The following is a 26,397-nucleotide window of genomic DNA, read 5'->3' as shown; positions in this document are numbered from 1 at the left end:
CCCGCACCGGTCGCTACAGGTCGACGAGCAGGCCGTCGAGGGCCTTGTCGAGGGCTTGGGAGTTGGCCGCGTCGAACCAAGTGGTGCGGATGCGTTCGTTGTTGCCTTTCGGGGTCTCGTGGTCGGCGGCGAGCTGGTGCAGGGAGCGGGTCTCGTCGCTCAGGGCGCGGCCCACGCCCTGGAAGAGTCCGCGGACGTAGCGGTCGGCGTCGGCGGGTGCGATGCCCTGGCCGACAGCCCACGACGTGAGCGCGGCCAGGTACGCGTAGTGGGTGGTCAGCGTCCCCGTCAGCGTGGAGAAGACGTTGAAGGCCGCCTCGTCCGCGACGGGCTGCGCCCCGCCAAGACGCTCGAAGAGCGCGTCCGTGACCGGGTGGGACGGGAACGTCACCGTGACGGAGCGGCGCTCGCGTACGGAGGGCAGCGGGATGGCTCGTACCAACACGGCGTCGGTGCCGAGTGTCTGGCGCAGATCGTCGTTGGCGACGCCGGACATCACGTTGACCACGATCTTGTCGTCGTCCACTCGCAGACCGGCCAGCGCTTCGTGCCGGTCCTGTCCGCGTACGGCGATGATCACCACATCGGAGCGGTCCACCGCCTCCTGGTTGTCGGCGCAGACCTGGACGTTCTCGTAGCGCGATGACAGCTCCGCGGCCGTGCGGGCGCCCCGCGGGGAGAGGAACACCTCTGGCGACGTGTCGACTTCATCGCACAGGCCCACCACCATGGCCCGCCCGATCTCGCCGACTCCGATGATGCCGATGCGCTTCACTGCGTCTTCCTCCAAGAATGTTCGGGCAAGAGTGCGGGCGATTCGCTCATGACGTGCCTTCGTCGTCAGAGTGTTTCGCTTCCGGTCGCGCGGCGAGGCAGGCTCGGAGGAACTCGACGACCTCCACCCTCGCGGCCTCGGCCTGCGGCGCCAAGCCCGGCGTACTGAGGAACGCGTGCCCCGCTTCGGGGTATTCGATGAGCCGCGCGGGCGTCCCGGCCGCGTGCAGCCGTTCGGCGTAGCGGCGGCCGTGATCGGCCAGTGGGTCGTGGGTCGGCACCACGACGAGCGCCGGTGCGAGACCGTTCAGGCCGTCGGCACACAGGGGCGAGAGCGCGCGCGGGTCGGTTCCCGGCGGCACGGCGAGCCGCTGGAACAGCCGCAGTTGCGGCACGGCGAGGGTCGGGGTGCGGGCATGCTCGCTGACCGAGGCGTGGTCGAGCATCCTCGCGGTCACATCGACGGCGGGGTTGACCAGCACCTGCGCCCGAAGGCGCAAGCCGGTCTCGTTGGCCCGGATCGCCGCCAGGGCGTTGATCAGTCCGCCGCAGCTCTCGCCGAAGACGGCGATCCGGGCGGGGTCGATGCCCCACTGCGCGGAATGCCGCACCAGATGCTGGAGTACGTCCCAGCCGTCGTCGACGGCGGCAGCCAGTGGATGGTCCGGGTCGAGGAGGCGGTGCTCGACCGAGACGACGAGTGCGGGCAGCTGGGCGGCCAGGTGACTGTTGACCCAGTCGCTCTGCACCGCCGTGCCCACGAACCCTCCTCCGTGCACGTGGAGCACGAGGGGCAGTGCTGGTTGACCAGCGTCTTCACCGCCGTGCCCGTGCGACGGCCGGTGGACCCGGACCGGGATCTCGCGGCCGGGCAGCGCCACGTGCTGCCAGTGGATCGCGGCGCCGGGATCCGGATCCCCGAGGATCGCCCGGGCCCTGGCGGACGCCCGGAAGCGGTTCTCCGCGTCGCGATAGGCGACCAGCTCCTCGGCCGTCATCGTCGGCCAGTCCGGCTCCGGCGGCCGGCCCGTAGTCGTGACCTCGCTCATGCCTTCTCCTCGTCCAGAGAGTTACGCGACCCAAGGTATCGAAACCTAAGGTAGCGAAACCAGGTAGCGTGTGGCCATGCCCTCGCCCACATCCGCCAGACCGCCCGGTCGCCCGCGTACCGGCGTCAACGAAGTGGTCTTCGCCGCCACCCTGAGCACGGTCCACGAGCTCGGCTACGCGCGCGCCACCGTCGAACGCATCGCTGCCGTGGCCGGAGTCGCGAAGTCGACGGTCTACCGGCGCTGGCCGTCGAAGGGTGCGCTGATCGTGGACTGTCTCCTGGACGCGTTCGGCCCGGCGCCGCTGACGGGCGCCGGTCGGGCCGAACTCATGTCATCGACCATCCGCTGGATCGCTGCGAAGATCGGCGAGCCGGGGGTGGGCGACGCGTTCGCCGGCGTGTTCAGCGATGCCGTGAGCGACCCTGCCCTGCGCGAGATCCTGTCCACGCGGTTGCAGGACCCCTACCGACTCGCGCTCCAGGACGCACTTGGTGAGCCGGAGAGCCGGGTCCTGTTCTTCATCGATGTCGTGGTCGGAGTCCTGCTCCACCGGATGGGCATGACCGGCGAACCGATGGCCGACGCGGACGTCGACGCACTGGTCGAGATGGTGCTGTCGCACTTCGCCGGCGATTTTGGCCCGGCTTAGAGCTCGCAGGGGATGGGCGGGTCCTGCCCGCGCTCGGACGCGGAGCAGACGGGCAGCCGCGCGTTCAAGCCGCTTCGTAGTGGTGGGCCCGGCCGCCCCGCCACTTCACCCATGCCGCGTCGTCGAGCAGTACCTCCGCGTCCGGCAGCCCGGCCCGGCGCAGGAACTCGATCACGTCCGCGTCCGAGTGCGCGAGGCCGAGGATCTGCCCGCGTGCCGTCACCCTGCGCCCGCCCGTGGGCGAGAGCGCGTGGACGACTATCGGCGCGGTCTGCATGTCTCCAGGGTGCTCCCTGTCGCTCGCTCAAGCACTCCGAGCGCATGCCCGCAGGGCCAGGGCACGTGCGGCAAAGACCCACCGGGTAGGCTGCCCGCTCGCCGAGAGCGACAAGGGGGAGCGATCATTCGCGGAGTTGTGGGAACCAGGCACAGGGGAGTGGCGGCCGCCGTCGTGCTGGCCACTGTCCTCACGGCCGCGGGGTGTGGCACGGAATCCGGGCCGACCGGCTCCCGGACCACGGGCTCCGGCGACGGGGACGGCAGGGCCAAGAACCCTGCGGGGGCACTGACGTGGGAGTTCGAGCACATCGCGGACTTCAGCGGAGAGCTCACCGATGTCGCCGCCCTGGCCGAGGACGACATCTGGGCGGTCGCGACCGAGAACAACGGCGAGTCCAACGCGCACCTGCTGCACTACGACGGCACGCAGTGGAAGCGCGAGCCCCTCCCCGAAGCTCTCGGCGCCGGTGTCTACCCGCCCTTGCTCGAAGAGGTCGGTGAGGAAGCACTCTGGCTGCGGCCGCAGGGCTCCGAGGACAGCGCCGTCCTGCGCCGCTGGGCGCGGTGGGACGGCGCGCGCTGGTCCGCGGTGCCGAACCCCCCGCCGGGCAATCCCGGTGACTTCGAGGGCGCGGACCCGAACAACATCTGGGCCAAGGACAGCGAGCGGACCGCCCAGCACTGGGACGGAACCCGCTGGAGCACGACCCGGCTGCCCTACGAAGCCGCTGACCTCGCCGTGGTGGGACCGGACGACGTCTGGGCGGTCGGCAGCCGCTCGACCGGGCCGGGCACCGAAATGGAGGGCTCCGGCGAGAGCTACAGCCAGCCCGCGTCGATGCACTGGGACGGCACGTCCTGGAAGGCGGTGGAGACCCCGCAGGCCCGCTTCGACGAGCCGCTCCCGCCGGAACCCGGCGCGGGCCTCGGCCAGGTCTTCGCGCTCGAAAGCGGTGAAGTGCGCGCGTACGGCAGCAACTCCTTCAACCACGGTGAGGTCGAGAACGAACCCCAGGACGAGTTCATCCGGCTGCGCCGGGAGGGCTCGAAGTGGGTCGAGCAGGAGGAGGCGCCCGGCGGCTGCGCCCTGCGGACCCCGGTGGGTCAGGACGACAAGGGCCTGTTCCTCGACGGCAACTGGTACGTCACCGACGACGGTCGCTGCGCGAAGATCAAGCGCCACCGCCTGCCCCTGTCGAGCGGCGCCCGCAAGGAGTCCAACCAGTCGCTGTGGCTGAAGGAGATCCACCGGGTGCCGGGCACCGACGAGTGGCTCGGCGCCGGACACGTCCAGGTCAACCAGTCCGGCGACCCCTTCGGCGCCCCCGTCGTCGTACGCCTGAAGCGCGGCGGCTGATGCCCCTGCCACCCCTGCGCGGGAACGCCTACGCGCCGCCCCCGTATGTCCCGTACTCCGGAAGTCCTGTCGATTCGTAGACGTGAATCGCCAGTCCGCCCGGAGTCGTCTCGTTGCTCAGGAGCCGCAGTCCGGCGGGCGCGCCGCCGTCCGGGAGCAGGCGGCGTCCCGAGCCCACGATCACGGGGGCGATCGCGAGGCGCAGTTCGTCGATCAGGCCGGCGGCCAGCAGGGACTGGCCGAGCCGGCCGCTGCCGTGGATCTGCAGCTCACGGCCGGGCCGGCGCTTCAGCTCGGCGACCTGAGCGGGGATGTCGCCGGACAGGATCGTGGTCGGGTCCCACTCGGCCGTGGTCAGGGTCTGGGACGCGACGTACTTGGGCAGGCCGTTCAAGATGCCGGCGAACGGGTGCTCGGTCATCTTCGGCCAGTCCCTCGCGAAGTTCAGATACGTGCGGCGGCCGAACAAGAACGCGTCCGCCTCGCCGAGCCAGGTGCCCGCCACCCGTTCGAACTCCTCGTCCAGGTGCGGCACGAACCAGCCGCCCCGGGTGAATCCGTCACTGGTGTCCTCGTCCGGCGCCCCCGGGCCTTGGTACACGCCGTCCAGGGACAGGAACTCCTGCAGCACCAACCTCATCGCGCACCACTCTCCGGCCGGGGGACGTGTCCGATCCGTCCCCTCTTCAGCCATCGTGACACCGTTGCCGGTTCGCGGTGAGTTCGTTGGGCCCTGAGGCCGCCCCCGTTTGACCTGTGATGGCTGGATCGGAGCGGCTTGATACCTCTACGTACCGTCCGTCCGGCGTGGTGGAGCCGTGGACGGGGTACCGCTTCCCTCGCCAGGTCCACGGGCCATACTGGTCGGGCCCCGACCACTCACAGAACGAATTCATGGCGAAGAAAAGCAGCTCCTCGACCACCGTCCCCGACACCGCGTGGCTGGGGCGCGGGCGCCACCTCGGGCCCGAGCCCGAGCAGGACGTCCGGCGCAACCTGATCGCCCTCAAGGCGGCCGGGGTGCTCGACGACTTCCTGGACCTCGACCCCGTCGAGGCGGCGCGCTCCACCGTCCTGCACCCGCGGGACGAGTCCGCCGACCCCGGCCCCTCCGCCCGCCGCCTCTTCGAGGCCCGCTGGCGCGTGGCCGACGACGTCACGGTGCGCGCGCAGCTGACCCTGTACGACCCCGAGGCGCGCCGCAAGGAAGGCGAGGGCGTCGCCTGGGTCCTCGCCGCCGAGGCGGAGTGGGCGTGGGACATGCACTGGCCCTCGCCGGCCCTCATGTTCTGGCCCGACAGCGACCGGGTCGCCTGGGACCACGACACGGTGGGGGGCGTGCGCCTGCGGACGACGAACCACCTGCCCAAGGACGACGACGAGTTGCGCCACCGGCTGCGGGACTGCACCCGGCAGAGCTGGTACATCCATGTCGTGGTGCATGAGGCGATGACGCCGGACGCGATCGGGCAGCAGCCGATCTCGACGTTCCTGCCGCCGAGTCTGCGGCACCGGGTGATCGAGCACCGGGGCACGCCGGAGCAGGCACAGATCGCCGACTTCGCGATGAAGCGGGAGCTGAGCGTGCGGATGCCGCGCGGCGGCGCCGTCGTCCTGCCCACGGCGCCGCAGGGCCCGGACTACGACGCGGAGCGCTTCACCGTGCGCAGCGTCTTCCTCGACGGCTCGGAACCGACCGAACTCCTCGACAGGATCAAGGAGTTCGCCGTACTGCCGCGACCGCTGCCCGCGGAGGCCGAGCGGGCCCTGACACAGCTGCGCCAGGGCTGGCATCTGCTCACGCCGGACGAGGAACTGGCCCACGCCCAGGGCATGGTCACCAAGTACGCCGAGGCGCTCGACGCCATGAGGAACTCCCGTGACCTGTACCAGCAGGCGGCCGAGGCGGCGCAGGCCGCGCTGGCCGAGGTGACCGGAGGCGACGGTGTGCCCCGGTCGAGCGCGCCGGGCCACGTCAAGGCGGACGGCTCGCCGCTGAGCGCCCTGACCAAGGCGTTCGGCCGCTTCCGGGACCCGAACAAGTAGCGCGCGCCGAGGTCAGCCCGCCACCTCAGGGGCACGCCACAACCGCGGCGCGCTCTCGCGCGTCTTGTTGCTGAGTGCCGGCAGCAGCCGGCCACGGGGGAACGGGACGCGGTCCATGGCGAAGTACTCGGTCAACCAGCGCGTCAAGCGGTTCTTCCGGCTCCCGCGTGACGCGGCGCGAAAGCCCCCCACGCCCTACGGACGGCTGGTGGGGATCTGGCTGGCGGTGCTCGCCGTCGGGGCCGTGGTCACGGCGACCGGCTGGGACGACGAGTTCGGTGGCTCCTACCTCATGGCGGTGCTGCTCGTCCTGAACGCCGTCGACGACATCATCGGCGGGGTACGACACCGCTGGCCGGCCGCACTGGCCGCAGTGGTCGTCCTGCCGGCCGCGAGCCGCCTCACCGGCGCCGTCCTGCCCGGCTCGCTCGACGCGGCGTGGGAGGCGACCCTTGCCGCCGCCGTCGGGGTCACGCTGGGGATGGCGGTGGCCGCCGCGATCACGCGGCTCCCGTTCCCGGGGCGCAGGGCCGAGGCGCGCTGAGGTTCCGCACAGGGCGGCGGCGGTCACCCGGGTCGCCGACCCCGACCGGGCGCGTCGGCCGCGGCGTCGGCACAGCGGCGGGCCAAGAGTGCGAAGGCGTCCTTGAGTTCGGCCGGTCCTACGACCTCGATGTCGGCGTCGAACATGCCGATGGCGGCGGCGAGGCCGGGCCAGGACCACGAGCCAAGGACGAGCCGGCAGCGGTGCGGGCCGAGTGCCTCGACGATCCCCTCGCGGGAGTAGCGGGACACGTCGGCCGCGGGCAGGTCCAGGATCACCTCGCCGCTACAGGGCCAGTCGCCCGAGCCGTCGGAGCCCTGGAACCTGCCGGCGACGAAGGCGGCCACATCGCCGCCGGGCACATCGCGCGGGCTGAAGCGAGGCCCGGTCGGCGTACGCGGGGTGATCCGGTCCGCGCGGAACGTGCGCCAGTCCTCGCGGTCGAGGTCCCATGCGACGAGATACCAGCGCCCGCCCCAGGTGACGAGGTGGTGGGGCTGCACCCGGCGCGGTGGGAGACCGGCGCGGTCGCCGTCGTCGGCGTCCGGCGGGGAGACGGGTGCGTAGTCGAAGCGCAGCTCCTCGCAGGCGTGCACGGCGGCGCCGAGCGCCAGGAGCACGCGGCTGTCGACCTGCGGGTTCGGCCGGGTCGTCGGCCGCTCGACGGCGGTCACCTGGAGGGTGTCGACACGGCGGCGCAGCCGGGCGGGCATGACCTGCCGGACGGTGGCCAGCGCACGCGCCGCGGCTTCCTCGATGCCCGCGCCGGTGGTGGTGGCGATCTGGAGTGCGACGGCCAGGGCGATGGCCTGCTCGTCGTCGAACAGCAACGGGGGCAGTTCCGCGCCCGCGTCCAGCCGGTAGCCCCCGTCGGGCCCCTTGACCGCCGCGACGGGATAGCCGAGCTCGCGCAGGCGGTCGACGTCACGGCGCACGGTGCGCGGGCTGACGGCCAGCCGCTCGGCCAGCAGCGCCCCCGGCCACTCCCGGCGCGCCTGGAGCAGGGAGAGCAGCGAGAGCAGGCGCCCTGAGGTTTTCGGCATGACTTCATGGTCCCCCGAGAAGCGGCCACAACCTGGCCGCTTCTCTTGCGAGAGTCGGTCGTGCCAGACAACGAGCACGACCGGAAGGCCCGATCACTGTGACCACCACGACCACGCACCCCACGCACTCCACGCACTCCGGGCCCCTCGATGCCGAGCGCGCCGGCCTGCTCGCCGCGCTCGCCACCGCGCGATCGGCCCTGACCAACTCGGTGCGCGGACTCGGCGACGAGCAGGTGGGCGAGCACCCGACGGCCAGCGCACTGTGCCTGGGCGGCCTGATCAAGCACGTCGCGTCCATCGAGGAAGGCTGGCTGCGCTTTGTCGTCGACGGTCCGTCGGCGATGCGCTACGACCTGCCGGACGGTGTCAGCTGGGAGGAGCTCGCTGCTGGTACCGCCCGCGAGTTCCCGCAGTGGGCGATCGACCACCAGAACGACTTTCGGATGCTGCCCGGCGAGACGCTGACCGGGATCGTCACGCGCTACGAGGAGGTCGCCGCCCGCAGCGAGCGGATCATCACCTCCGTACCCGACCTGTCGGCCACGCACCCGCTGCCGGAGGCGCCCTGGCACGAGCGGGGCGCAGTACGCAGCGTGCGCGGGGTGCTGATGCACGTCATCGCCGAGACCGCGCAGCACGCAGGCCACGCGGACATCCTGCGCGAGACGCTCGACGGCCAGAAGTCGAGTTGAGCGTGGAGCGAAGGGGGCCGGTCGGGCGGTGGCAGCGTGTCGCCGCCCGACCGGGCCGGTTCCGCGGCATTACTGCTCGCAGCGCCAGAGACTGCTCGAAGCGCCCGAGGCTCACCGACCAGCACACCGCAGGAGTATCCCGATGACCGTTCTCGACAACCGGGCGCTCAACCGCGCGACGCTCGCCCGGCAGCTGCTGCTCGATCGCGCCGGCGTACCGGTCGTCGACGCCGTCGCCCACCTCGGGGGTCTGCAGGCGCAGGAACCGCAGGAGCCGTTCGTCGGCCTCTGGTCGCGCCTTGACGGCTTCGACCCGGCGGAGCTCTCGGACCACCTGGTCCAGCGGCGCGTGGTGCGCACCCACCTCATGCGCCGCACCGTCCACCTCGTCACCGCCGACGACGCTCTGGCCTGGCGCGCCCGCCACGACGCGATGCTGCGCCAACGGGTGCTCGGGGTCTACCGCAGCGAGCTCGACGGGACGGACCTCGACGAGCTCGCGGCAGCGGGCCGGGCGGTCATGGCCGACGGTGAACCGCGCTCGATGACCGAACTCGCGCGGGCGCTCGCCGGGCGCTGGCCGACGCCGGGGCCGCGCGCACTGGGGGAGATGCTGATGGCCCTGGTCCCGATGGCGCAGCTGCCGCCGCGCGGGCTCTGGCGGACGAAGGCAGGAGTGCGCAACGCCCCGCTGTCGTCCCTGCTGGGGCGCGAGGTCGACCCGCTGTCCGCGGACGGCGCCGATCCCGTGGGGCAGGCGATGCTCCGGCGCTACCTGGCCGCGTTCGGCCCCGCCGCCTCGGCCGACCTGCGCGCCTGGTGCGGACTTGCCGGACTGCCGGCCGCCGTCGCCGCGCTGCGCGAGGAGCTGATCACCTTCAGGGACGAGCGGGGCAGGGAACTCCTCGATCTGCCCGACGCGCCACGACCGGACCCCGACACCCCCGCCCCGGTGCGGTTCCTGCCGGCATTCGACAACGCGATCCTCGGCTTCCAGGACCGCACCCGGATCATCGACGACGCCCACCGCGGCCTGTCGGTCTCCGGCGCCCGCGTCGTCCTGGTCGACGGCCGGGTCGCCGCGACGTGGACCGTGGAGGACGGCACCGTGACGGTCGCACCGCTGGGCCGCTTCTCCCGCGCCGAACGGACCGCGGTCGCGGAGGAGGGGCGGGCGCTGGCGGAGTTCCTTTCCGACAAGGAGAACCGCAGCGTGCAGATCTCGGGGTCCTCGCGCTGAACTTGCCGCCGGGAAGACCTCGGACCGACCGTGCGTCATGCCGTACGGGGGCCCACCGTCTCGGACGGGCCGGTGAGATAGCGGTGGAGCATGGCCACGAGTTCGTCCTCGAACCGGCGCACGTCGATGGGGTCGGGGGCCGCGATGACCTTGTGGACCACCAACTCGACCGTCGTCACGAGAAGCCGGGTGGCGGTATAGGTGTCGGTCACCCGGACCTCCGGGTGTTTCGCCAGCAACTCCTCGATGTACGCGAAGCGTTCCGTCTCGTGGGCCTCCACCTTCGCCAGCAACTCGGCGGACCGCGGGGCCTGTTCCGCCATGACGCGCAGCAGCCGCGGATCGTCGAGGTGGTTGTCGATCGCGGTCCGGACGAAGAGGCGGAGCACCCCCTCCAGGGTGTCGGGCAACTCCTGCGCCTGGGAGCGCGCGACGGCGGCTCCGCCGGAATCGAGGTGCCGGGTCACCAGCTCGACGAGGATCGCGTCCTTGTTCGGGTAGTACTGATACAGCGAACCGATGGAGACCCGCGCCCGCTCGGCGATCCGGTTGGTGGTCCCCGCGGCATAGCCGTACTCGCCGAAAACGTGAGCAGCCGCGTCGAGGATGCGCTCACGGGTCAGCTCGGCCCGGATCTGCCGGGGCTGTTTACGTGGGGCGAGTCCGCGTCGGTCGGACGGCATGGAACCTCCTGGTCAGCACCGCAAAAGCGAGTAGCGAACGACCTGAGTAATTGCTCACAATAGTGCCATGAACTGCGGCGGAGCCGTCAGTGACGGTCGCTGGTGGGCGAGGTGTGCGCAGTGCGCCGACCTACGCGATCGCCGGCCCGCCCCTCCTGCCGAACCACCGGAAGGACCCCTTCATGACGTACGCCGCCACCCGCCCCCGGTGGGTCGCCCCGGACGAGGTCCGGGCCCGCCTGGGTGAGCCCGACGCCATGACCGCGTCGAAGAAGACCGACCGCCTGGACAAGCACTTCCGCCGGTTCATCGCCCACTCGCCGTTCCTGACGATGGCGACAGCGGATGCCGATGGGCGTGCCGACTGCTCGCCCCGGGGCGACTACCCGGGCTTCGTGAAAGTCCTCGACGACCACACCCTCGCCATCCCCGACCGGCCCGGCAACAAGATCGCCGACTCCTTCGGCAACCTCGCCGAGAACGACGGCATCGGACTGCTGTTCCTGATCCCCGGCATGCGCGAGACCTTGCGGGTCAACGGCCGCGCCTACGCCACCGACGACCCCGATGTCCTCGCCCGGATGGAGACGGAGGGCAGGCGACCGGTCCTGGCCGTCGTGGTCGACGTGGCCGAGGCGTACTTCCACTGCGGCCGCGCCCTCATCCGGTCCCGGCTGTGGGACCCCGAAAGCCAGTCGCTCGCCGACGAGATGCCGTCGGCCGGAGAGGTAGCCGTCGAGCAATTCGGCCTGGACATCCCCCCGGAGGCGATCGAGCGCAAGTTCCAGGACGGCTACCGCAAGCTCTACTGACCAGACCCGAAGGACAACCAACGATGACATCACCGACGCAAGCGACCGTCGTCGACCGCATCGACCGCGTCGCGCAGGACGTCGTCTCCCTGACCCTGCGGGGCACCGAGGGCCCGCTCGCGCCCTGGGAGCCCGGCGCCCACATCGACCTCCGCCTGCCCAACTGGCTCACCCGGCAGTACTCCCTGTGCGGCGACCCCGCCGAGCGGGACACCTACCGCGTCGCCGTACGCCACGACCGCCTCAGCCGGGGCGGCTCGGAGTACATCCACCGCTACCTGCGCCGGGGCCGCCCCCTCACCCTCTCGACTCCGCGCAACCACTTCCCGCTGCTGCCCGCGCCGCGGTACCTGTTCCTCGCAGGCGGGATCGGCATCACCCCCGTCGTGCCGATGCTGCGGGCGGCCCGGCGTGCGGGCGTGCCCGCCGAACTCGTGTACGTGGGACCGTCGCTCGACGCCATGCCCTTCGCCGCCGAACTGCTCGCCGAACACCGGGACTCGGTGCGTGCCGTCGCCACCCGGAGCGAGGGCAGACCGGACCTGGGGGCGCTGGCCGCAGGCCTGGACGAGGACACCCTGGTCTACTGCTGCGGTCCTGCGCCTCTGCTGGCCGCGGCGCAGGAGGTGTTCCCCGCGGGACGGCTGCACGCGGAGCGTTTCCGTCCGACGCCCAGGACGTTCGGCCCCGACACCGCCTTCGAGGCCGTGTGCCGCAGGTCGGGCCGGACGGTGCCGGTGCCCGCCGACGAGTCGCTGCTCGACGCCCTGACCCACGCCGGTCACCCGCTGCCCGCCGGATGCCGGGAAGGCGTCTGCGGCAGCTGCGAACTCGCCGTCGTCGAGGGCGAGATCGACCACCGCGACGACATCGGAGCTGCCGCGGGCCGCATGTACCCCTGCGTGTCCCGTGCGCGTTCCCCTCGTATCGTCGTGGACCTGTGATCCGTACGGAGAAGACCGCACCACCCGGAAGTGGAAGCATCACGATTGCAGGATGAGGGGACCGACGAGACGCGAGGGGCAGAGCAGTGGCAATCGGAACGGTGGCCATCACGGGCGCGGCAGGGAACATCGGATCGGTGGCGCGTGAGGCGCTGCGGCACGAGGCGAGCCGGTTGGTGCTGCTCGACCGCGTCCCGATCGCCCCGGTGGCCGACAACGAACAAGCGCACACGGTCGACCTGCGGGACGCGCAGGCCGTGGAGTCGGCGCTCTCGGGAGTCGATTGCGTGCTGCACCTGGGCGGCGTGCCGGACGAGGCACCTCTTCCCGACCTGTTGGAAGCCAACGTGCTCGGCACCCACCACGTCCTGGAAGCCGCGAGGCGCCACGGAATCGAACGGGTGGTGCTGGCCAGCAGCAACCGGCTGACCGGCTTCTACCCCACCGGACACCTCACCGGCCCCCGGGAGCCCGCCCGCCCCGATGGCCTGTACGGGGTGAGCAAGGTGGCGCTCGAGGCCCTGGGTCAGCTGTACGCGGACAAGTTCGGTCTCTCGGTGATCTGCCTGCGCATCGGCAGCTTCGAGCAGACGCCCACCGAGCCACGTCACCTGGCGACCTGGCTGAGCCCCCGCGACGCCGTCGGCTACATCCGGGCCGCGCTGACCGCCCCGCCCACCACGCGCTTCACCGCCGTGTACGCGGTCTCCGCCAACACCCGGCGCTTCTGGGAGCTTCCGGCCAGGGCGGAGCTCGACTACACCCCCCTCGACGACGCCGAATCGTACGCGGCACACATCCCGGGCGCAGACATTCCGGCCGACCCCGCATCGCCGCAAGCCGGCGCCTACGCCACGCCCGAGTTCACGTTGAAGCACCTTCGGCCTTGACGCACACCGCGCAGGGGTTGTGGTGGCCGGTCATGGGCTGTTGTCGGCAACCGTGGTGAACCGTGGATCGACGTGGCCCAGCCAAGCGTCCTGGCGGTCGGCCAGGGGTTGCCCGAGAGGGAGCGGGAGGAACCAGCAGGTGAAGGCGAGACCGGCGTCGTCTCCGTCGCCGTCGACGTGGTGTTCCCAGGCGTCGGAGGTGTCTGGCGGCACCTGTAGCAGGAAGAACGTGGTCCGGCGGGGCTGTCCCGTCTCGGGGTGAGGCTTGTCCTCCACGGCGATCTGCCGGACCACGGTGGCTGTCAGCAGCCCCGTCTCCTCGGAGACCTCGCGAAGGACGGCTTCTGCCAGCTCTTCGCCCGGTCTGACACCTCCCGCAGGGATCTGGGTGCCTGCATCGGGCATGTCGACGTGGTCGAACACCAAGATCTCGGGAACGGCGCGGTGCCGGATCACGTAGGCGGCGACACGCGTGCGAGGTCGGGCTCCGGGCGGCCGGGGGCGAGGGCGAGGTCGAGGCATCCTGACATCGTCGGCCATCGGAGCTTTCGGCGTCACCGCAGACGTGTTCGTCCGCGCGCACGCCCCTGAACTCCTTGGTCACCCTACGGTTACCCAGTCACCGGAAAGTGCGTTCTTCCAGGTCAACGGCCACTCTCCTAGGGTTTCCCAGTAACCGCCGGAGACCACGAGTGTCTCGGTTCGGTGGAAGCGAGCCCGCGGGCTCTCAGGACGAGGAGACAGGCAGCATGGCCATCACCCTGGTGAATCCCGACGGGTTGCCGAAGATCGATGCCTACCGGCAGGTGTCCATCGCGACCGGGTCGAAGCTGGTGTTCGTAGCCGGGCAGGTCGCCTGGGATGCCGAGGGGGTCACCGTCGGCGAAGGAGACCTCGCCGCCCAGGTCGAGCAGTGTTACCTCAATGTCGCCACCGCCCTGGCGGCGGCCGGGGGTTCCTTCGACGACGTGGCGAAGCTGACCGTGTACGTCGTCGACTGGACGCCCGACAAGATGCCTCTCTTCGGGGAGGGAGTCGCGCGGGCGGCCGCGAAACTGGGGGGCACTCCTGTGCCGCCCGGCACACTGGTGGGCGTGGCTGCGCTGGACGTGCCCGACCATCTCGTGGAGGTCGAAGCCACAGCGGTCATCGACTGAGCAAATGCTCGTCGTTCAGGGCGTGTTGCCCTGCTCGGGTGCCGGGACGTGGGTCGGGGTGGCGTAACGGAGTGATCTCGGGCCTTGGTACCGGGCGCGTACATCGGATCTAGTGGCCCCATGAAGTACGAGCGGGCAGAGGGCACTTGCAAGGGCTTGCGGCGGCGAGGGGGTCTTTGCCTCCTCGCCGCCGCACTGGTGATGGGCGCCGCCACGGGTGCGTACAACCACGAGGTCCGCCCGCCGATCCCGGACAGCGCCTGCCGCCCGTCGGCGCCCGACGGCACGTCCGGACCCGCGGGCCGGGTGGGCACACCCGCCCCCGACTTCGACGGCGACGGCCACCCCGACCTGGCAGCCGAGGTGCCGGCCAGTAATGGGGACGTCTCCGAGACCGGCCGCATCGCCCTGGTGTACGGCTCGGCGCACGGTCCGCGCCCCGGACACCGGACGGTGTTCACGCCCAAGGACTTCCGGCTGCCCGCACACGACGGCATGTCCTACGGACTGTCCGGTCCCACCGTCGCCGACCTGGACGGCGACGGCCACCTCGACCTCGTCGCGGGTGGCAGCGCCCATGTGCAGTGGGGCGACCCCGAAGGACCGGACCCCGCTCACCGGCCCGCCCGCGTCCGGCTGCCGCACGTCGGCAAGGGCGAGTCCGCGATCGACGGCAAGGGCCACGGCGTCTACGGCGACCAGCCGGTGGCCGGTGACTTCGACGGGGACGGCCACGCTGACCTGGCCACCTTCCGCACCGATACGGACAAGCGGCGCCTTGTGGTGCTGCACGGCCCGTTCACGCGTACGGGAGAGCCCGCACGGACCAGCGAGCGCGCCGACCCGGACCCACGCGGGGCCAACGCGGTGGTCGACCTCCAGCTCATCGCCGCGGAGGCCACCGGCGACCGCGCCACCGACCTCTTCGTCTACGAGCCCGCAGCGCCGGGCACGCCGCTGCTCCTGACCGGCGGAGCCGACACGGCGACCGGTCTCGGCAAGGAACCCGAACGGCTACCGAAGGGCGAAAGCATCGCCGTCGGTGACTTCGACGGTGACCGGCGGCCCGACATCGCCCTCGGCGACAGCGGCATTCCCGACGACGAGGAACTGGAACCGGCCGACCGCAAGGGCACGGTGACCATCCGCTACGGCAGGACGCCCGAAGCCCGCGTCGTCATCGAGGGCGGCGCCCGCAAGGGCGGCTTCGGCATCGGTCTGGTCGCCGGAGACGTGAACGGCGACGGCTGCGACGACCTCGCGGTGCACAGCGCGGGCGACCGCTGGGGCGAAAGCGGCAGCGTGGACATCCTGCGGGGCGGCTCCTCTCCCGGCCTCGGCTCCCAGCCATGGCGTCACGTGCCCCGCTCGCGCCACGTGCCCGACCCCGATCCCCTGAATTCACAGCACTGGGCGGGCAGTCCTGTGAGCGCGGCCGATTTCGACGGGGACACCCGCGACGAACTCGTCCTGGCCACCGCCTACCAGACCGACCTCGGGCGGGACTGGTGGATCATCAACGGCGCAGGCAAGGACATGGCATCCTTCGACGCCGCGGACCTGGCCCGCCACACGGCAGAGGAGAAGAGCCGTTGACGACATTCCGACGCCACATGGAGCAGATGGCGCTGCGCACCCTGGGCGAGTTCCCCGACGAGTTGATCTCCGACATCTACGTGGTCACGTTCCGTATCGACAGCGTCGACCAGGACCCCCGACACCCCTACGTGGCGATCGGCTACAACACCGAGACGGGGGTGGCCCGGCAGCTTGCGGAGACAGGCTCCTCGGAGCCGTGGGAGGCGCGCTGGAACTACGCCTACTTCCCGCCGTCAGGCCTTGAGGGCATCCGCATCGTCGGCCACCATCCCGAACACGATCCGGTCGGCGCCGACCTGTACCGGCGGGAAGCGGTGGTCCAAGACCTCTGGTACGAGGACGAGGACGACCTCTCCGAGCAGGAACAGGACGAGCGCGACGAACAGCTCGCGGAGCACTTCAACACGCTCTGCGTCGACCTGGCGCGCCAACTCCACGCGGACGGCCGCCTCGTCGGCGTCTTCGGGCGGCCCCTGCCGGTGATCCTCTACAACATGTTCGACCCCGACGAGATGTTCGCGCTGACCGCGGCCGCCAACCCGCCCGAGCTGGTCACGGAGTTCATGAGCGAGGACCCGGGAGCGCAGCCGCAGGCCTGAACAGCGGTCAGGGCGTGGGCGTCCGGCGCAGGAGCAGGGTGACGAATCCGAGTGTGCCCCGGTAGCCGTGGAGCCAGGCGTCGCGGTGTGCGGCGGCGGCTTCGAGGGCCTGGCCGGTGTCGGGGTGCTCGGGGTGGTCGAGGGCCCATCGGGAGAGGTCGCCCGTCCAGGACCATTCGTAGGCGTCCCACTCCTGGAGGGTGCTGACGTGTCCGTAGACAGGGGTCCATCCCTCGGCCATGACGTGGTCGACGGTCGTGGCCAGGTCGACGTACTCATCAGCGGTGAAACCGGCGTCGAGGGTCGCCCGGTCGGGCTCGCGTTCCCAGAAGCCGTCGCCGACGAGGACGCTCCCGCCGGGGGAGAGGTGACGGCCGGCGGCCTTCAAGGTGGGCAGCAGGCCGCCGAAGGCGTGTGTGGCACCGACGCTGACCACCACGTCGTAGAGGTGCGGGGAAGTGAACTCCGCGGCGTCCTGGGTGTGGAACGCGACCCGGTCACCGAGACCCGCTTCGTCGGCGGCACGCCTGGCAGCGGCGATGGCCCCCGCGTCGATGTCCACACCATCGGCACGGAGGCTGGGGCGCATGGCCTGTGCGCGCGCCGGCCACGTGCCCGATCCGCAGCCGAGATCGAGGAGCCGTGCCTCGCCGTGCGGAAGGGCGCGGTCGAGGAGCGCGTGCACGGAATCGTCGCTCAGCGGAGCGGCGATGGGGTGGCCGGAGTGGGCGATGGAGCTGATCTGTTGACGATGCATGGTCATATCCTGCCTGGCACCTGCGTGGCGCTTGCCGGGTGAGTGCCCGGTCGCCCTGAAGTCGCCGGGCGGCGATGGCGTGAGCCACTGATGCGCGGAGGGCGGGCCACTTGGCCCGCCCCTCCGCGCATCAGGCGTACCCACTCACGTCACGTCACGTCACGGCGCCGTGTCCAGGTCCACCCCGAGATCGTCCGTCTCCGTCCAGAAGCCCTCGTCCGCGTCCTGCAACCGGGACGCGGCGTGCTTCATGTGACGGCGTACGGCGCTGCGGGCCGCCGCCGCGTCGCCCGACTCGACGGCCGCCAGGATCGCGTGGTGCTCGACCCGCACCGCCTCGATGAAGTCGTCGCGCCGCGCCTCGTTGGCACGCGTGACGCGGATGCCGCCGCGCATGACCTCACCCAAGTACCGCACGGTGGAGACCATCACCGCGTTCCCGGTCGACTCGGCGATCGACTGATGGAACGCCAGGTCCTCCTCCACACCGTCACCGCCGGCCGCGACCGCCTCGTCGATCGCGGCCAGGGACCGGCGCATCCGGGCGACGTCGTCCGGTGTCGCCCGGGTCGCCGCCAGCGAGGCCGCCTCGCCCTCCATGGCGCGGCGGACCTCGACGATCTGCATGACCTTGGACTTGGTGCCGGAGGCCTCGGCCTCCAGGTCGAGCGGCCGGGTGCGCCGGGGCATGACGAACACGCCCCGGCCCTGGCGCGGTTCGACCAGGCCCGCGTTGCGCAGCCGCGAGACGGCCTCGCGGATCACGGTGCGGCTGACGCCCAGTTGCTTGACCAACTCGACCTCGGTCGGCAGCTTGTCGCCCTCGGCCAGACGTCCGGACTCGATCTCCTCCGAGAGGATCGCGGCGACCCGGTCCGCGAGCCGAATGGGGCCACTCACCTTGGAGAACATGCTCGTCAGTCTATCCGTCAGGGCCTGATCGCCCCGGCTGCGGGCAGCGCCGCGGCCGTGACAGCCTCGGGGTGGTCCTCGGCATAGGCCCGCACCACCGACTCGAAGCTCTCGTCGGGCCGCAGGCCCAGAGCCGTGGCGCGCGCGTTGTCGAAGGAGGCGGGCCAGGAGCCGACGATGGCCTCGACGGCGGGGTCGGGCGCGACCGTCACCAGGTCGGCGACGGCGTCACCGGCCACCCGGCGCAGGGTGTCGAGCATCTCGGCGACCGTGACCGTGAGCGCCGGCAGATTGACCGGAAGCCCTCCGTCGAGCTCGCCGGGCCCGCTGCCGCGCCGGGCCTCGGTGATGCGCAGGATGCCCTCGACGGTGCGCCGCGGCGAGGCCAGGGCGACCCGCAGATCAGGGCTGACCGGGCAGGTGGCGGGCAGACCGGAGAGGGGCTCGCGGACGATGCCGGACAGGAAGCTGGACGCGGCCGCGTTGGGCTTGCCCGGCCGCACCGAGACGGTCATCAGGCGCGCCACGCGCCCGTCGACGAAGCCCCGGCGGGTGTACTCGGCGACCAGTTGCTCGCAGATGCGCTTCTGCGTCCCGTAGCTGGACTGCGGCGTGGGCAGTGTGGACTCGCCGACCACCTCCGGCAGGGGCAGCGCGGCGTCGGAACCGTAGACCGCGACGCTGCTGGAGAACACCACCCGGGGCGTGGGACCGCCGGTGGCCGCCTGCGCGCGGGCGGCGTCGAGCAGCGCGCGGGTGGTGTCCAGGTTGGCGCTCATGCCGAGGTCGAAGTCGGCCTCGCACTCGGAGGAGACCGCCGCCGCCAGGTGGATCAGGACGTCCACCGGCTGCGCGAAGATCTCGTCGAGGCGCTCGCTCAGGTCGCCCTGGACGACGTCCACCAGCGGGTCGGCCGCCGGCGGCGCCCCGGTCGGTACGAACCGGTCGGCGAGCACAAGGCGGTCGATGGGCGCTCCGCACAGGGTCCGCCGCTGCAGCAGGGCTTCGGCGACCTGCCGGCCCAGGAAGCCGAAGCCACCGGTGATGACGATCCTCATGCGCGTTCTCCTCGGTAGTTCTTGAGCCAGCCGAGCCCCTCGCTCGTACCGGCCCGGGGGTTGTACTCGCAGCCGATCCACCCGTCGAAGCCAAGATCGTCGACGACGTCGAACAGATGGCGGACGTCGAGTTCGCCCTGGTCGGGCTCGTGGCGGTCGGGGACGCCCGCGATCTGCAGATGGCCGACGCGACCGGTGGGAAGGTCGCGGCGCAGGGTCGTGGTGAGGTCGCCCTCCACGATCTGGCAGTGGTAGAGGTCGAGCTGCACCTTGAGATTCGGCGCGCCCACCTCCTGCACGATCGCGTGCGCCTCGGCCTGCCGGTGCAGGAAGTAGCCCGGCATGTCACGGCCGTTGATCGGCTCGATCAGGAGGTCGACCTCCGTGGCGGCGGCCTGCTCGGCGGCCCAGGCCAAGTTGGTCAGGTAGGTGGCGCGGTGCGCGGCCCGCTCGGCGGTCGTCGCGTCCGGCGGCAGGAGACCGGCCATCACGTGCACCTGGCCGCAGCCGAGCGCGGCGGCGTACTCAAGGGCCCGCTCGATCCCGGAGCGGAGTTCGGCCTCGCGGCCGGGCAGCGCGGCGATGCCCCGCTCGCCGGACTCCCAGGCTCCGGGAGGCGCGTTGAACAGCACCTGCCGCAGGCCGTGGTCGTCGAGCCTGCTGCGCAGCTCGGCGGGTTCGTGGGCGTAGGGGAAGAGGTACTCGACGCCCTCGAAGCCGTCGGCCGAGGCCGCGGCGAAGCGGTCGAGGAAGTCGACTTCCGTGTACATCATGGACAGGTTCGCGGCGAACCTCGGCATGCGTGCTCCTGTGGTGGGGTCGGGACCGGACCCGGTCATCGGTTGACGACGTCCTTCTTGGTGCTCAGCACGGCGACCGCGCCGACGACGAGGCTCAGGGCAAGGACGTACATCGGGATGGAGGTCGAGCCGGTGGCGTCCTTGAGCCCGCCGATCATGTACGGGCTGACGAAGCCGGCCAGGTTGCCCACCGAGTTGATCAGAGCGAGCCCGGCCGCGGCGGCGGTGCCGCCGAGGAACGCGGTGGGCAGCGACCAGAACAGCGGGGCGCAGGTGAGCACGCCGGCCGCGGCGAAGGACAGGGCGATCAGGGACAGCACCGTCGACCCGCTCCAACTGGCGGCCAGCGAGAAGCCGACGGCACCCATGAGGCTGGGGACGACCAGGTGCCAGCGGCGCTCGCGGCGCTTGTCCGCGGAGCGTCCGAACAGGTTCATCGCGATCAGCGCGGCGACGAACGGCACGGCGCTGAGCACGCCGATGGTGAAGTTGTCGTCGATGCCGGTGGACTTGACGAAGGTGGGCATCCAGAACGTCAGGGCGTACTGGCCCATCACGAAGCAGAAGTAGATGAGGCACATCAGCCACACCTTGGGGTCGCGGAAGCCGTCCCAGACCCGGCTGTGCTTCTGGTGCGCGGTGTCCTTGGCGATCGCCGCCTCCACGATGTCCTTCTCCTCGTCGGAGAGCCACTTGGCGCTGCGCACGCCATTGTCGAGGTAGAACACCGTCGCGACGCCGATGAGGAGCGCCGGAATCGCCTCGAGCAGGAACATCCACTGCCAGCCGTGCCATCCGCTGACCCCGTCGAACGTGTCCATGATCCAGCCGGAGAGCGGGTTGCCGAAGATCCCGGCCACGGGGATCGCCGACATGAACATCGCGATCACGCGGGCCCGGCGGTGGGAGGGGAACCAGTAGGTGCAGTAGAGGATGACACCGGGGTAGAACCCGGCCTCCGCGGCGCCGAGCAGGAAGCGCAGCACGTAGAACATCGTCTCGTTGGTGACGAGCGCGAAGGCCCCCGAGATGAGACCCCAGGTGATCATGATCCGGGCGATCCAGGTGCGTGCGCCCACACGCTGCAGCATGAGGTTCGAGGGGACCTCGAAGATGAAGTAGCCGATGAAGAACAGTCCTGCGCCGAGGCCGTACGCCGCTTCGCTCAGACCCAGGTCGTCGGACATCTGCAGCTTCGCGAAGCCGACGTTGACGCGGTCCAGGTACGAGAAGACGTAACAGAGGATCAGGAAGGGGACGATGCGGAGAACGACCTTGCGGAACACGGCGTTCTCACGGGCGAGGTCGGGGGCCTCCGCCGTGGTGGTGGACGTGGACATGCGGAATCCTTACTGCGGCTCAGGGGATTCTCCGACGGGCGGTGCGCGATCACCAAGAGGCGCCGAACACGGCCTTGAGTTCGTCGAGAGCGGGGGAGGGGAGCGGCTCGGGGCGACGGTCGGTCAGGAGCCAGAGGCGTGCCGTTTCCTCGAGTTCTTCGAGGACGGCGAGAGCGGATGCGGCGTCCGGGCCCCAGACCACCGGGCCCAGACGGTCGAGCAGGACGGCCCTGATCGGGGTGCCTCCAGCGGCATGATCAGCGATGTGGCCGGTCACCAGGTCGGCCACGCGGGGATCGCCGGGCCGGTGGTAGGGGATGAGCGGGACGTGCCCGACCTTCATGACGTAGTACGGCGTGAGGGGCGGAAGCACGTCGTCCGTGCTCCACACGCCGGCCAGGGTGAGCGCGACCAGATGCGTGGAGTGGGTGTGGACGACGAACCGTGCCGTGGGGTCGGCGGCACAGATGCGCCGGTGCAGGGTGAGGGTCTTGCTGGCACGGTCGCCCGCGATCTGCTCGCCTCCGGCGTCGACCAGGGCCAGGCGCTCGGGGCCGAGGAAGCCCAGGGCGGCGTCGGTGGGCGTGATCAGGTGGGAGTCGCCGAGCCGCGCGCTGATGTTGCCGGCGCTGGCATGGACGTAGCCCCGGGCGAAGAGACTCGTGCCCACCCGGACGATCTCGGCGCGCGCCGCGTCCACGTCGCTCTCGGCCGGGCTCGGGAGCCGCGTCATGCGGTCTCCCGGGCGAGGTGGGCGAAGGACGAGGCGAAGAAGTCGGGGCCGCCGAAGTTGCCGGACTTCAGCGCGATGTGGAGCGTGTCCCCGCCGGGCAGGGCCGCCGCGCACCACGGCACACCGGGGTCGATCTGCGGTCCGATGCGCAGACCCGTCAGGCCGAGCGCCTGGACGACCGCGCCCGAGGTCTCGCCGCCGGCGACGACGAGCTGACGGACACCGAGTCCCACGAGCCCCTGGGCGACGCGGGCCAGGGTCTGCTCGACGAGCTCACCGGCCTCGGCGACACCGAGGCGGCCCTGGACGCTCTTGACCGCGTCGGGCGCCTCGGTGGAGTAGACGAGCACCGGCCCGTCGGCCAGCCGCGCGGCGGCGAAGGCCAGGGCCTGCCCGGCCACGTCCTCGCCGTCGGCGATCCGCAGCGGGTCCACGCTGAACGCGGGCCCGCCACTTCGCAGGAACTCCCGGACCTGACCATTGGTGGCACTGGAAACCGACCCGGAGACGACCGCTTGATGCCCTGTGGGCCGGGGCAGCCGGGCCGCGCCGGGGGACGGCTCGAAGCCCCAGTTCGCGGGCAGGCCGATCGCCAGACCCGACCCCGCGGTCACCAGCGGCAGCCCCTTGACCGCCGCGCCAAGCCGTACGAGATCGTCGTTCGAGACGGCGTCGACGATCGCGGCGCCGATGCCCTCCTCGCGCAGCGCGACGACCCGCTCTCCGATCGCATCGGCACCGGCGGCGACCACGGTGTGGTCGATGAGTCCGACCGGGCGGGCGGTCTGCGCGCCGAGCACGGACACCAGGTTGGAGTCGGTCATCGGCGTCAGCGGGTGATGGCGCATGCCGCTCTCGCTGAGCAGGACGTCGCCGACGAAGAGATGGCCCTTGAAGACGGTGCGCCCGTTGTCGGGGAAGGCCGGGGTCGCGACCGTGAAATCGGTGCCGAGTGTGTCCATCAGGGCCTCGGTGACGGGCCCGATGTTGCCGGCCCGCGTCGAGTCGAAGGTCGAGCAGTACTTGAAGTAGATCTGTTCCGCGCCCGCCGACCGCAGCCACTGAAGCGCCCGCAGCGAGGCCTCGACGGCGTCGGAGGCCGGGCTGGTCCGTGACTTGAGCGCGATGACGACCGCGTCCGCGTCGAGCGGGGCTTCGGCTCCGGCCTGCGGTACGTCGATCAGCTGGATCACGCGCATGCCCGCGCGCACCAGGTTGTTGGCCAGGTCCGTGGCGCCGGTGAAGTCGTCGGCGATGCAACCGAGTCGGATTCCCATGTCAGCCCTCCGACTTCTCGGTCCGTCCGGGCAGCTCGATGCCCGGGAAAATCTTGATCACCGCGCTGTCGTCCTCGCCGCCGAGACCGGAGGCCGACGCCTGAAGGAACATCTGATGGGCGGTGGCCGCCAGGGGGAGGGGGAACTTCTCCGGCCGGGCCGCGTCGAGCACGAGACCCAGGTCCTTGACGAAGATGTCGACCGCGGACAGCGGCGTGTAGTCCCCGGCGAGCACGTGCGCCATACGGTTCTCGAACATCCACGAGTTGCCCGCGCTGTGCGTGATGACCTCGTAGAGCGCATCGGCGGGCACGCCCGCCTTGATGCCGAGCGCCATCGCCTCGGCCGCCGCGGCGATGTGCACACCGGCGAGGAGTTGATTGACGATCTTGACCTTGGAGCCGATCCCGGCCGCGTGGCCCAGGCGGTAGACCGTGCTGCTCATGGCTTCGAGCACCGGATCGGCGATCGCGTACGCGGTGGGCGCGCCCGACGTCATCATGGTGAGCTCGCCGCGCGCGGCCCGTGCGGCGCCGCCGGAGATGGGGGCGTCCAGGTAGAGCACGCCGCGCTCGGCCAGACGCCGTTCGAGCTCGGCGGACCAGGTGGGGTCGGCCGTGGAGCACATGACGTAGACGGAACCCGGATGCAGCCGCTCGGCCGCGCCGCCGGCGCCGAACAGGACCGACTCGACCTGCGCCGCGTTGACCACGACGCCGACCAGGACGTCGACCGAGGCCGCGAGTTCACCGGCGGAGGCGAAGGCGGTACCGCCGTCCTCGGCGAAGGCCGAGGCCACATCGGGGCGCAGGTCATGAACACCCACATCGAAGCCCGCGTCCCGCAGGCTGCGTGCCATGCCGAGCCCCATGGCCCCCAGCCCCACCACGCCTACGCGTGGCAGTGCCGTTCTGTCCTGGTCGTTCATGCCCGTCCTCGTCTCGCTGTGCTGTGCCGTCCGGGGTGCGGCCCGGCTCTGATCCGTGCGGCGATCGGGTCATATGATGACCTGAGGATGTGGGATGGCGCACTGTGATGCCGGTCACATGTTGGGTGGCGTACGACGGATGGGACTGCCCTGGCGTACGTGCGCGTGCGGTCGGGGCCTGACCGGCAGGCCCTCAGAGGTGTGTCTGTCCCATTCCTGCGAACCATCGGGCCGCCACGGCGGCGACCTCGTCCAGCGCCTGCGGTTCCTGGAACAGGTCCGTGGCGTCGGGGATCACGCGCAGTCGGTTGAGGGGACGCAGGCGATTGGCCGTTTGCCGGGTGAGCCGCAGCGCCTCGGTGTCGCGGCCTCCTGCGAGCAGCAGGACCGGCGCGCGCACCTGGCCGAGCACGTCGTCTCCCGCCAGATCGGGGCGGCCGTCGGGGCAGACGACGGTGTCCACGATGCCTGGCCGGGCGGCCGCGGCGCCGAGCGCGGCCGCCCCGCCCGTGCTCGCCCCGAACAGGCCGAGCGGCAGATCCGTGGTACAGGCGGCGAGCCAGTCCACGGAGGCGATCAGACGGTGCGTCAGCAGGCCGATGCCGCAGTGATGCCGGCCGGTCGCCCAGTCTGCGGCCTCCTCGTCGGCGGTGAGCAGGTCGATGAGCAGTGTCCCGAGTGCGGCGTCCTGCAGCGCGTCGGCCACGGCCCGGTCGCGAGGGCTGTGCCGGGAGCTGTCGCTGCCGTGGGCGATGATCGCGACTCCGAACACCGTGTCCGGCACGGTCAGTTCACCGATGAGTACCCCCTCGCCGTTGGGCACGGTGACGGTCTCGGACAGCATGGGACCTCCGGATTCCGGGTACGCGTGCGGGCCGGGTACCCCGCGTGATCCGCACTACGCGGCGACACCTAGGGGTGCCGCCCCGGCCTTGCCGTGGCCGCGTCGAGAGCGCGCCGGGCCCGGACGAGGGCACGGCCCCCGGCCGCGTACCACTGGTGCCCGAGCAGCACGGCAAGGGCGATGCCGACCACGTCCCCGCCGTAGTACATGACGTACGACGCGAGGTGCAGGTCGGACGCGGCATAGGAGGTGCCGGGCGGGCCCGTGGCGTACAGCGACTTGGCCAGGATGCCGTGGGCCGCCGCCGCGGCCAGCAGGGCTCCGCCCCGCAGCGCGAACCCTGCCCGGTGGCGCAGCGGGTCCAGGGCAAGGACGGCGAAGGCGAACAGCACGCCGGAGGCCAGCAGATGAGCGCTGACGAGTGCGTGCAGCCAGGGCCGGTGGTGGCCGGCGGCAAGGAGCGGCGTGCGGTAGATCGCCCACAGCCCCGCGCTGTGCAGGAGCGCGGCCAGTGGCGGCCACACGAGCAGGGCCGCGGGCCGGGACCGTACGCAGCACAGAAGCCGCCGCCGAGGCCCCACCGGCAGGGCGCGCAGCGCCAGCGTCACGGGCCGGCCGAGCACGAGGAGCAGCGGCGCGATCATGCCGATGCCCAGATGGGTGGCCATGTGCCCGGTGAACGGCGGCCACCCGCCCCACGGAGCGGCCAGCGAGACGACGAGCACCGCGCCGCCCGCGCAGAACGCCGCGTCACGCCGGTGCGGCCAGCGGTCGCCGCGCCGGCGCAGGTGCCGGGCCGCTGTCACCTGGCCGAGACAGCCCAGGACCACGACCAGCACCAAGGCCGTCACCGGCGGGCCCGGACCAGCAGCAGGGCGCCGACGAGCAGGAGCAGCACGGCGATCACGTTCCAGGTCCAGTCGTACGGTGCCAGGTCCACGCCGTAGCGGATCTGGTGCAGCTCGAGTGCCTTGTGCTGGAACGTGCCGTCGTACAGCTGAAAGCCGCCGAGGCCCAGGCACAGGCCCGACCACCAGGCGGTGAGGTGCCGGGCACTTCGGCGCCACAGATCCGCGTACAGGAACAGGCCCGCCACCATGGCCAGCCAGCCGAAGGCATGGAAGATCCCGTCGGACACCAGACCGGCCTCGCTCGATGCCTTGTCGTAGAAGTGGTGCCAGTGCAGCAGCTGATGGAACACCATCTCGTCGACGAACGCCGCGATCCCGACGCCGACCAGCGCCCCGGAGAGCAGGGACCGCCCCCTCACCGGTCCGCGCCCCTGTGCACGGCGCGCTTGACGAGTTGCTGCTCACGAGGATGGAACGTCATGCGGGTCTCCTCGGCGTCCGGCGTCCGGCGGGAAAGCGAGGCGCCGAGTACCC

30 protein-coding genes are annotated in these 26,397 nt (G+C 71.4%); 12 read left to right on the top strand and 18 right to left on the bottom strand.

Features of this window, described 5'->3' with window-relative positions:
• Positions 1 to 13 precede the first annotated feature (13 nt).
• On the bottom strand, positions 14 to 775 hold the full coding sequence (locus tag M4V62_RS01615; RefSeq protein WP_249585375.1) for an NAD(P)-binding domain-containing protein: 762 nt from the start codon (positions 773 to 775) through the stop codon (positions 14 to 16).
• A gap of 46 nt (positions 776 to 821) precedes the next feature.
• Entirely contained in the window at positions 822 to 1,823 is a 1,002-nt protein-coding gene (locus tag M4V62_RS01610) for an alpha/beta hydrolase (protein WP_249585374.1), read from the bottom strand.
• A gap of 76 nt (positions 1,824 to 1,899) precedes the next feature.
• Here M4V62_RS01610 and M4V62_RS01605 point away from each other — a divergent pair, with 76 nt between their 5' ends.
• Positions 1,900 to 2,475, top strand: a complete 576-nt coding sequence (locus M4V62_RS01605; RefSeq protein ID WP_249585373.1) for a TetR/AcrR family transcriptional regulator — start codon at positions 1,900 to 1,902, stop codon at positions 2,473 to 2,475.
• Between the two features lie 64 nt (positions 2,476 to 2,539).
• Here M4V62_RS01605 and M4V62_RS01600 read toward each other — a convergent pair whose 3' ends face one another.
• Positions 2,540 to 2,752 carry a hypothetical protein gene (locus tag M4V62_RS01600; RefSeq protein WP_249585372.1) on the bottom strand — a complete coding sequence of 71 codons (213 nt, stop codon included), beginning with the start codon at positions 2,750 to 2,752 and terminating at the stop codon, positions 2,540 to 2,542.
• 138 nt (positions 2,753 to 2,890) lie between these two features.
• Here M4V62_RS01600 and M4V62_RS01595 point away from each other — a divergent pair, with 138 nt between their 5' ends.
• Positions 2,891 to 4,111: a hypothetical protein gene (locus tag M4V62_RS01595; RefSeq protein ID WP_249585371.1), complete on the top strand. Its 1,221-nt coding sequence runs from the start codon at positions 2,891 to 2,893 to the stop codon at positions 4,109 to 4,111.
• Positions 4,112 to 4,139: 28 nt separating this feature from the next.
• On the opposite strand, the gene M4V62_RS01590 is transcribed toward M4V62_RS01595, so the two are convergent.
• A complete protein-coding gene (locus tag M4V62_RS01590) occupies positions 4,140 to 4,751 on the bottom strand; it encodes a dihydrofolate reductase family protein (protein WP_249585370.1) in 612 nt (203 codons plus the stop codon).
• A 254-nt stretch (positions 4,752 to 5,005) separates the two neighbouring features.
• On the opposite strand from M4V62_RS01590, the gene M4V62_RS01585 reads away from it, so the two are divergent.
• Both M4V62_RS01585 and M4V62_RS01580 read left to right on the top strand, forming a co-directional pair.
• Positions 5,006 to 6,157: a hypothetical protein gene (locus tag M4V62_RS01585; RefSeq protein ID WP_249585369.1), complete on the top strand. Its 1,152-nt coding sequence runs from the start codon at positions 5,006 to 5,008 to the stop codon at positions 6,155 to 6,157.
• Positions 6,158 to 6,272: 115 nt separating this feature from the next.
• The gene (locus tag M4V62_RS01580; protein WP_249585368.1) at positions 6,273 to 6,701 is read left to right on the top strand and encodes a hypothetical protein; all 429 of its coding nucleotides are present in this window, start codon (positions 6,273 to 6,275) and stop codon (positions 6,699 to 6,701) included.
• Between the two features lie 23 nt (positions 6,702 to 6,724).
• Here M4V62_RS01580 and M4V62_RS01575 read toward each other — a convergent pair whose 3' ends face one another.
• Positions 6,725 to 7,744 carry a helix-turn-helix transcriptional regulator gene (locus tag M4V62_RS01575; protein WP_249585367.1) on the bottom strand — a complete coding sequence of 340 codons (1,020 nt, stop codon included), beginning with the start codon at positions 7,742 to 7,744 and terminating at the stop codon, positions 6,725 to 6,727.
• A gap of 98 nt (positions 7,745 to 7,842) precedes the next feature.
• On the opposite strand from M4V62_RS01575, the gene M4V62_RS01570 reads away from it, so the two are divergent.
• Both M4V62_RS01570 and M4V62_RS01565 read left to right on the top strand, forming a co-directional pair.
• Complete coding sequence (locus M4V62_RS01570; RefSeq protein WP_249585366.1) at positions 7,843 to 8,439, top strand: DinB family protein; 597 nt, start codon at positions 7,843 to 7,845, stop codon at positions 8,437 to 8,439.
• Between the two features lie 142 nt (positions 8,440 to 8,581).
• The gene (locus M4V62_RS01565; RefSeq protein WP_249585365.1) at positions 8,582 to 9,679 is read left to right on the top strand and encodes a winged helix DNA-binding domain-containing protein; all 1,098 of its coding nucleotides are present in this window, start codon (positions 8,582 to 8,584) and stop codon (positions 9,677 to 9,679) included.
• A gap of 35 nt (positions 9,680 to 9,714) precedes the next feature.
• Here the strand turns inward: M4V62_RS01565 and M4V62_RS01560 are convergent, their stop codons facing one another.
• Positions 9,715 to 10,362, bottom strand: coding sequence for a TetR/AcrR family transcriptional regulator (locus tag M4V62_RS01560; protein ID WP_249585364.1), 648 nt, complete (start codon positions 10,360 to 10,362; stop codon positions 9,715 to 9,717).
• Positions 10,363 to 10,544: 182 nt separating this feature from the next.
• On the opposite strand from M4V62_RS01560, the gene M4V62_RS01555 reads away from it, so the two are divergent.
• The 3 genes from M4V62_RS01555 to M4V62_RS01545 all read left to right on the top strand — a co-directional run bounded on the left by M4V62_RS01555 (position 10,545) and on the right by M4V62_RS01545 (position 13,008).
• Complete coding sequence (locus M4V62_RS01555; RefSeq protein WP_249585363.1) at positions 10,545 to 11,174, top strand: MSMEG_1061 family FMN-dependent PPOX-type flavoprotein; 630 nt, start codon at positions 10,545 to 10,547, stop codon at positions 11,172 to 11,174.
• A 23-nt stretch (positions 11,175 to 11,197) separates the two neighbouring features.
• Positions 11,198 to 12,118 carry a PDR/VanB family oxidoreductase gene (locus M4V62_RS01550; protein ID WP_249585362.1) on the top strand — a complete coding sequence of 307 codons (921 nt, stop codon included), beginning with the start codon at positions 11,198 to 11,200 and terminating at the stop codon, positions 12,116 to 12,118.
• 86 nt (positions 12,119 to 12,204) lie between these two features.
• Positions 12,205 to 13,008 (top strand): NAD-dependent epimerase/dehydratase family protein, encoded by an 804-nt coding sequence (locus M4V62_RS01545; RefSeq protein ID WP_249585361.1) that lies wholly within the window; start codon positions 12,205 to 12,207, stop codon positions 13,006 to 13,008.
• Between the two features lie 30 nt (positions 13,009 to 13,038).
• Here the strand turns inward: M4V62_RS01545 and M4V62_RS01540 are convergent, their stop codons facing one another.
• Positions 13,039 to 13,530, bottom strand: coding sequence for an NUDIX hydrolase (locus tag M4V62_RS01540; protein ID WP_249592657.1), 492 nt, complete (start codon positions 13,528 to 13,530; stop codon positions 13,039 to 13,041).
• Positions 13,531 to 13,757: 227 nt separating this feature from the next.
• On the opposite strand from M4V62_RS01540, the gene M4V62_RS01535 reads away from it, so the two are divergent.
• The 3 genes from M4V62_RS01535 to M4V62_RS01525 all read left to right on the top strand — a co-directional run bounded on the left by M4V62_RS01535 (position 13,758) and on the right by M4V62_RS01525 (position 16,363).
• Positions 13,758 to 14,165: a RidA family protein gene (locus M4V62_RS01535; protein ID WP_249585360.1), complete on the top strand. Its 408-nt coding sequence runs from the start codon at positions 13,758 to 13,760 to the stop codon at positions 14,163 to 14,165.
• Positions 14,166 to 14,285: 120 nt separating this feature from the next.
• Entirely contained in the window at positions 14,286 to 15,761 is a 1,476-nt protein-coding gene (locus tag M4V62_RS01530) for an FG-GAP and VCBS repeat-containing protein (RefSeq protein ID WP_249585359.1), read from the top strand.
• Entirely contained in the window at positions 15,758 to 16,363 is a 606-nt protein-coding gene (locus M4V62_RS01525) for a hypothetical protein (RefSeq protein ID WP_249585358.1), read from the top strand. The genes M4V62_RS01530 and M4V62_RS01525 overlap by 4 nt, the downstream gene beginning before the upstream one ends.
• Before the next feature lie 7 nt (positions 16,364 to 16,370).
• Here the strand turns inward: M4V62_RS01525 and M4V62_RS01520 are convergent, their stop codons facing one another.
• The 11 genes from M4V62_RS01520 to M4V62_RS01470 all read right to left on the bottom strand — a co-directional run bounded on the left by M4V62_RS01520 (position 16,371) and on the right by M4V62_RS01470 (position 26,282).
• A complete protein-coding gene (locus tag M4V62_RS01520) occupies positions 16,371 to 17,120 on the bottom strand; it encodes an SAM-dependent methyltransferase (protein WP_249585357.1) in 750 nt (249 codons plus the stop codon).
• Between the two features lie 159 nt (positions 17,121 to 17,279).
• Positions 17,280 to 18,032, bottom strand: a complete 753-nt coding sequence (locus M4V62_RS01515; protein WP_249585356.1) for a FadR/GntR family transcriptional regulator — start codon at positions 18,030 to 18,032, stop codon at positions 17,280 to 17,282.
• 17 nt (positions 18,033 to 18,049) lie between these two features.
• Entirely contained in the window at positions 18,050 to 19,090 is a 1,041-nt protein-coding gene (gene denD / locus M4V62_RS01510) for a D-erythronate dehydrogenase (RefSeq protein WP_249585355.1), read from the bottom strand.
• The gene (gene otnI, locus M4V62_RS01505) at positions 19,087 to 19,890 is read right to left on the bottom strand and encodes a 2-oxo-tetronate isomerase (protein ID WP_249585354.1); all 804 of its coding nucleotides are present in this window, start codon (positions 19,888 to 19,890) and stop codon (positions 19,087 to 19,089) included. Before otnI ends, denD begins: the two co-directional genes overlap by 4 nt.
• A gap of 35 nt (positions 19,891 to 19,925) precedes the next feature.
• Complete coding sequence (locus M4V62_RS01500) at positions 19,926 to 21,230, bottom strand: MFS transporter (protein ID WP_249585353.1); 1,305 nt, start codon at positions 21,228 to 21,230, stop codon at positions 19,926 to 19,928.
• 49 nt (positions 21,231 to 21,279) lie between these two features.
• Positions 21,280 to 21,963, bottom strand: a complete 684-nt coding sequence (locus M4V62_RS01495) for a class II aldolase/adducin family protein (RefSeq protein ID WP_249585352.1) — start codon at positions 21,961 to 21,963, stop codon at positions 21,280 to 21,282.
• Entirely contained in the window at positions 21,960 to 23,240 is a 1,281-nt protein-coding gene (gene otnK, locus M4V62_RS01490; RefSeq protein ID WP_249585351.1) for a 3-oxo-tetronate kinase, read from the bottom strand. The genes M4V62_RS01495 and otnK overlap by 4 nt, the downstream gene beginning before the upstream one ends.
• A 1-nt stretch (position 23,241) precedes the next feature.
• Entirely contained in the window at positions 23,242 to 24,168 is a 927-nt protein-coding gene (gene ltnD / locus M4V62_RS01485) for an L-threonate dehydrogenase (protein WP_249585350.1), read from the bottom strand.
• A gap of 193 nt (positions 24,169 to 24,361) precedes the next feature.
• Positions 24,362 to 25,012, bottom strand: coding sequence for a dienelactone hydrolase family protein (locus M4V62_RS01480; protein ID WP_249585349.1), 651 nt, complete (start codon positions 25,010 to 25,012; stop codon positions 24,362 to 24,364).
• Positions 25,013 to 25,080: 68 nt separating this feature from the next.
• Positions 25,081 to 25,863 (bottom strand): cytochrome c oxidase assembly protein, encoded by a 783-nt coding sequence (locus M4V62_RS01475; RefSeq protein WP_249585348.1) that lies wholly within the window; start codon positions 25,861 to 25,863, stop codon positions 25,081 to 25,083.
• Entirely contained in the window at positions 25,860 to 26,282 is a 423-nt protein-coding gene (locus tag M4V62_RS01470) for a DUF2243 domain-containing protein (RefSeq protein WP_249585347.1), read from the bottom strand. The genes M4V62_RS01475 and M4V62_RS01470 overlap by 4 nt, the downstream gene beginning before the upstream one ends.
• Positions 26,283 to 26,397 lie beyond the last annotated feature (115 nt).

The organism is Streptomyces durmitorensis, assembly GCF_023498005.1.
GTDB lineage: Bacteria > Actinomycetota > Actinomycetes > Streptomycetales > Streptomycetaceae > Streptomyces > Streptomyces durmitorensis.
This window is presented reverse-complemented; position numbering and strand designations above follow the sequence as displayed.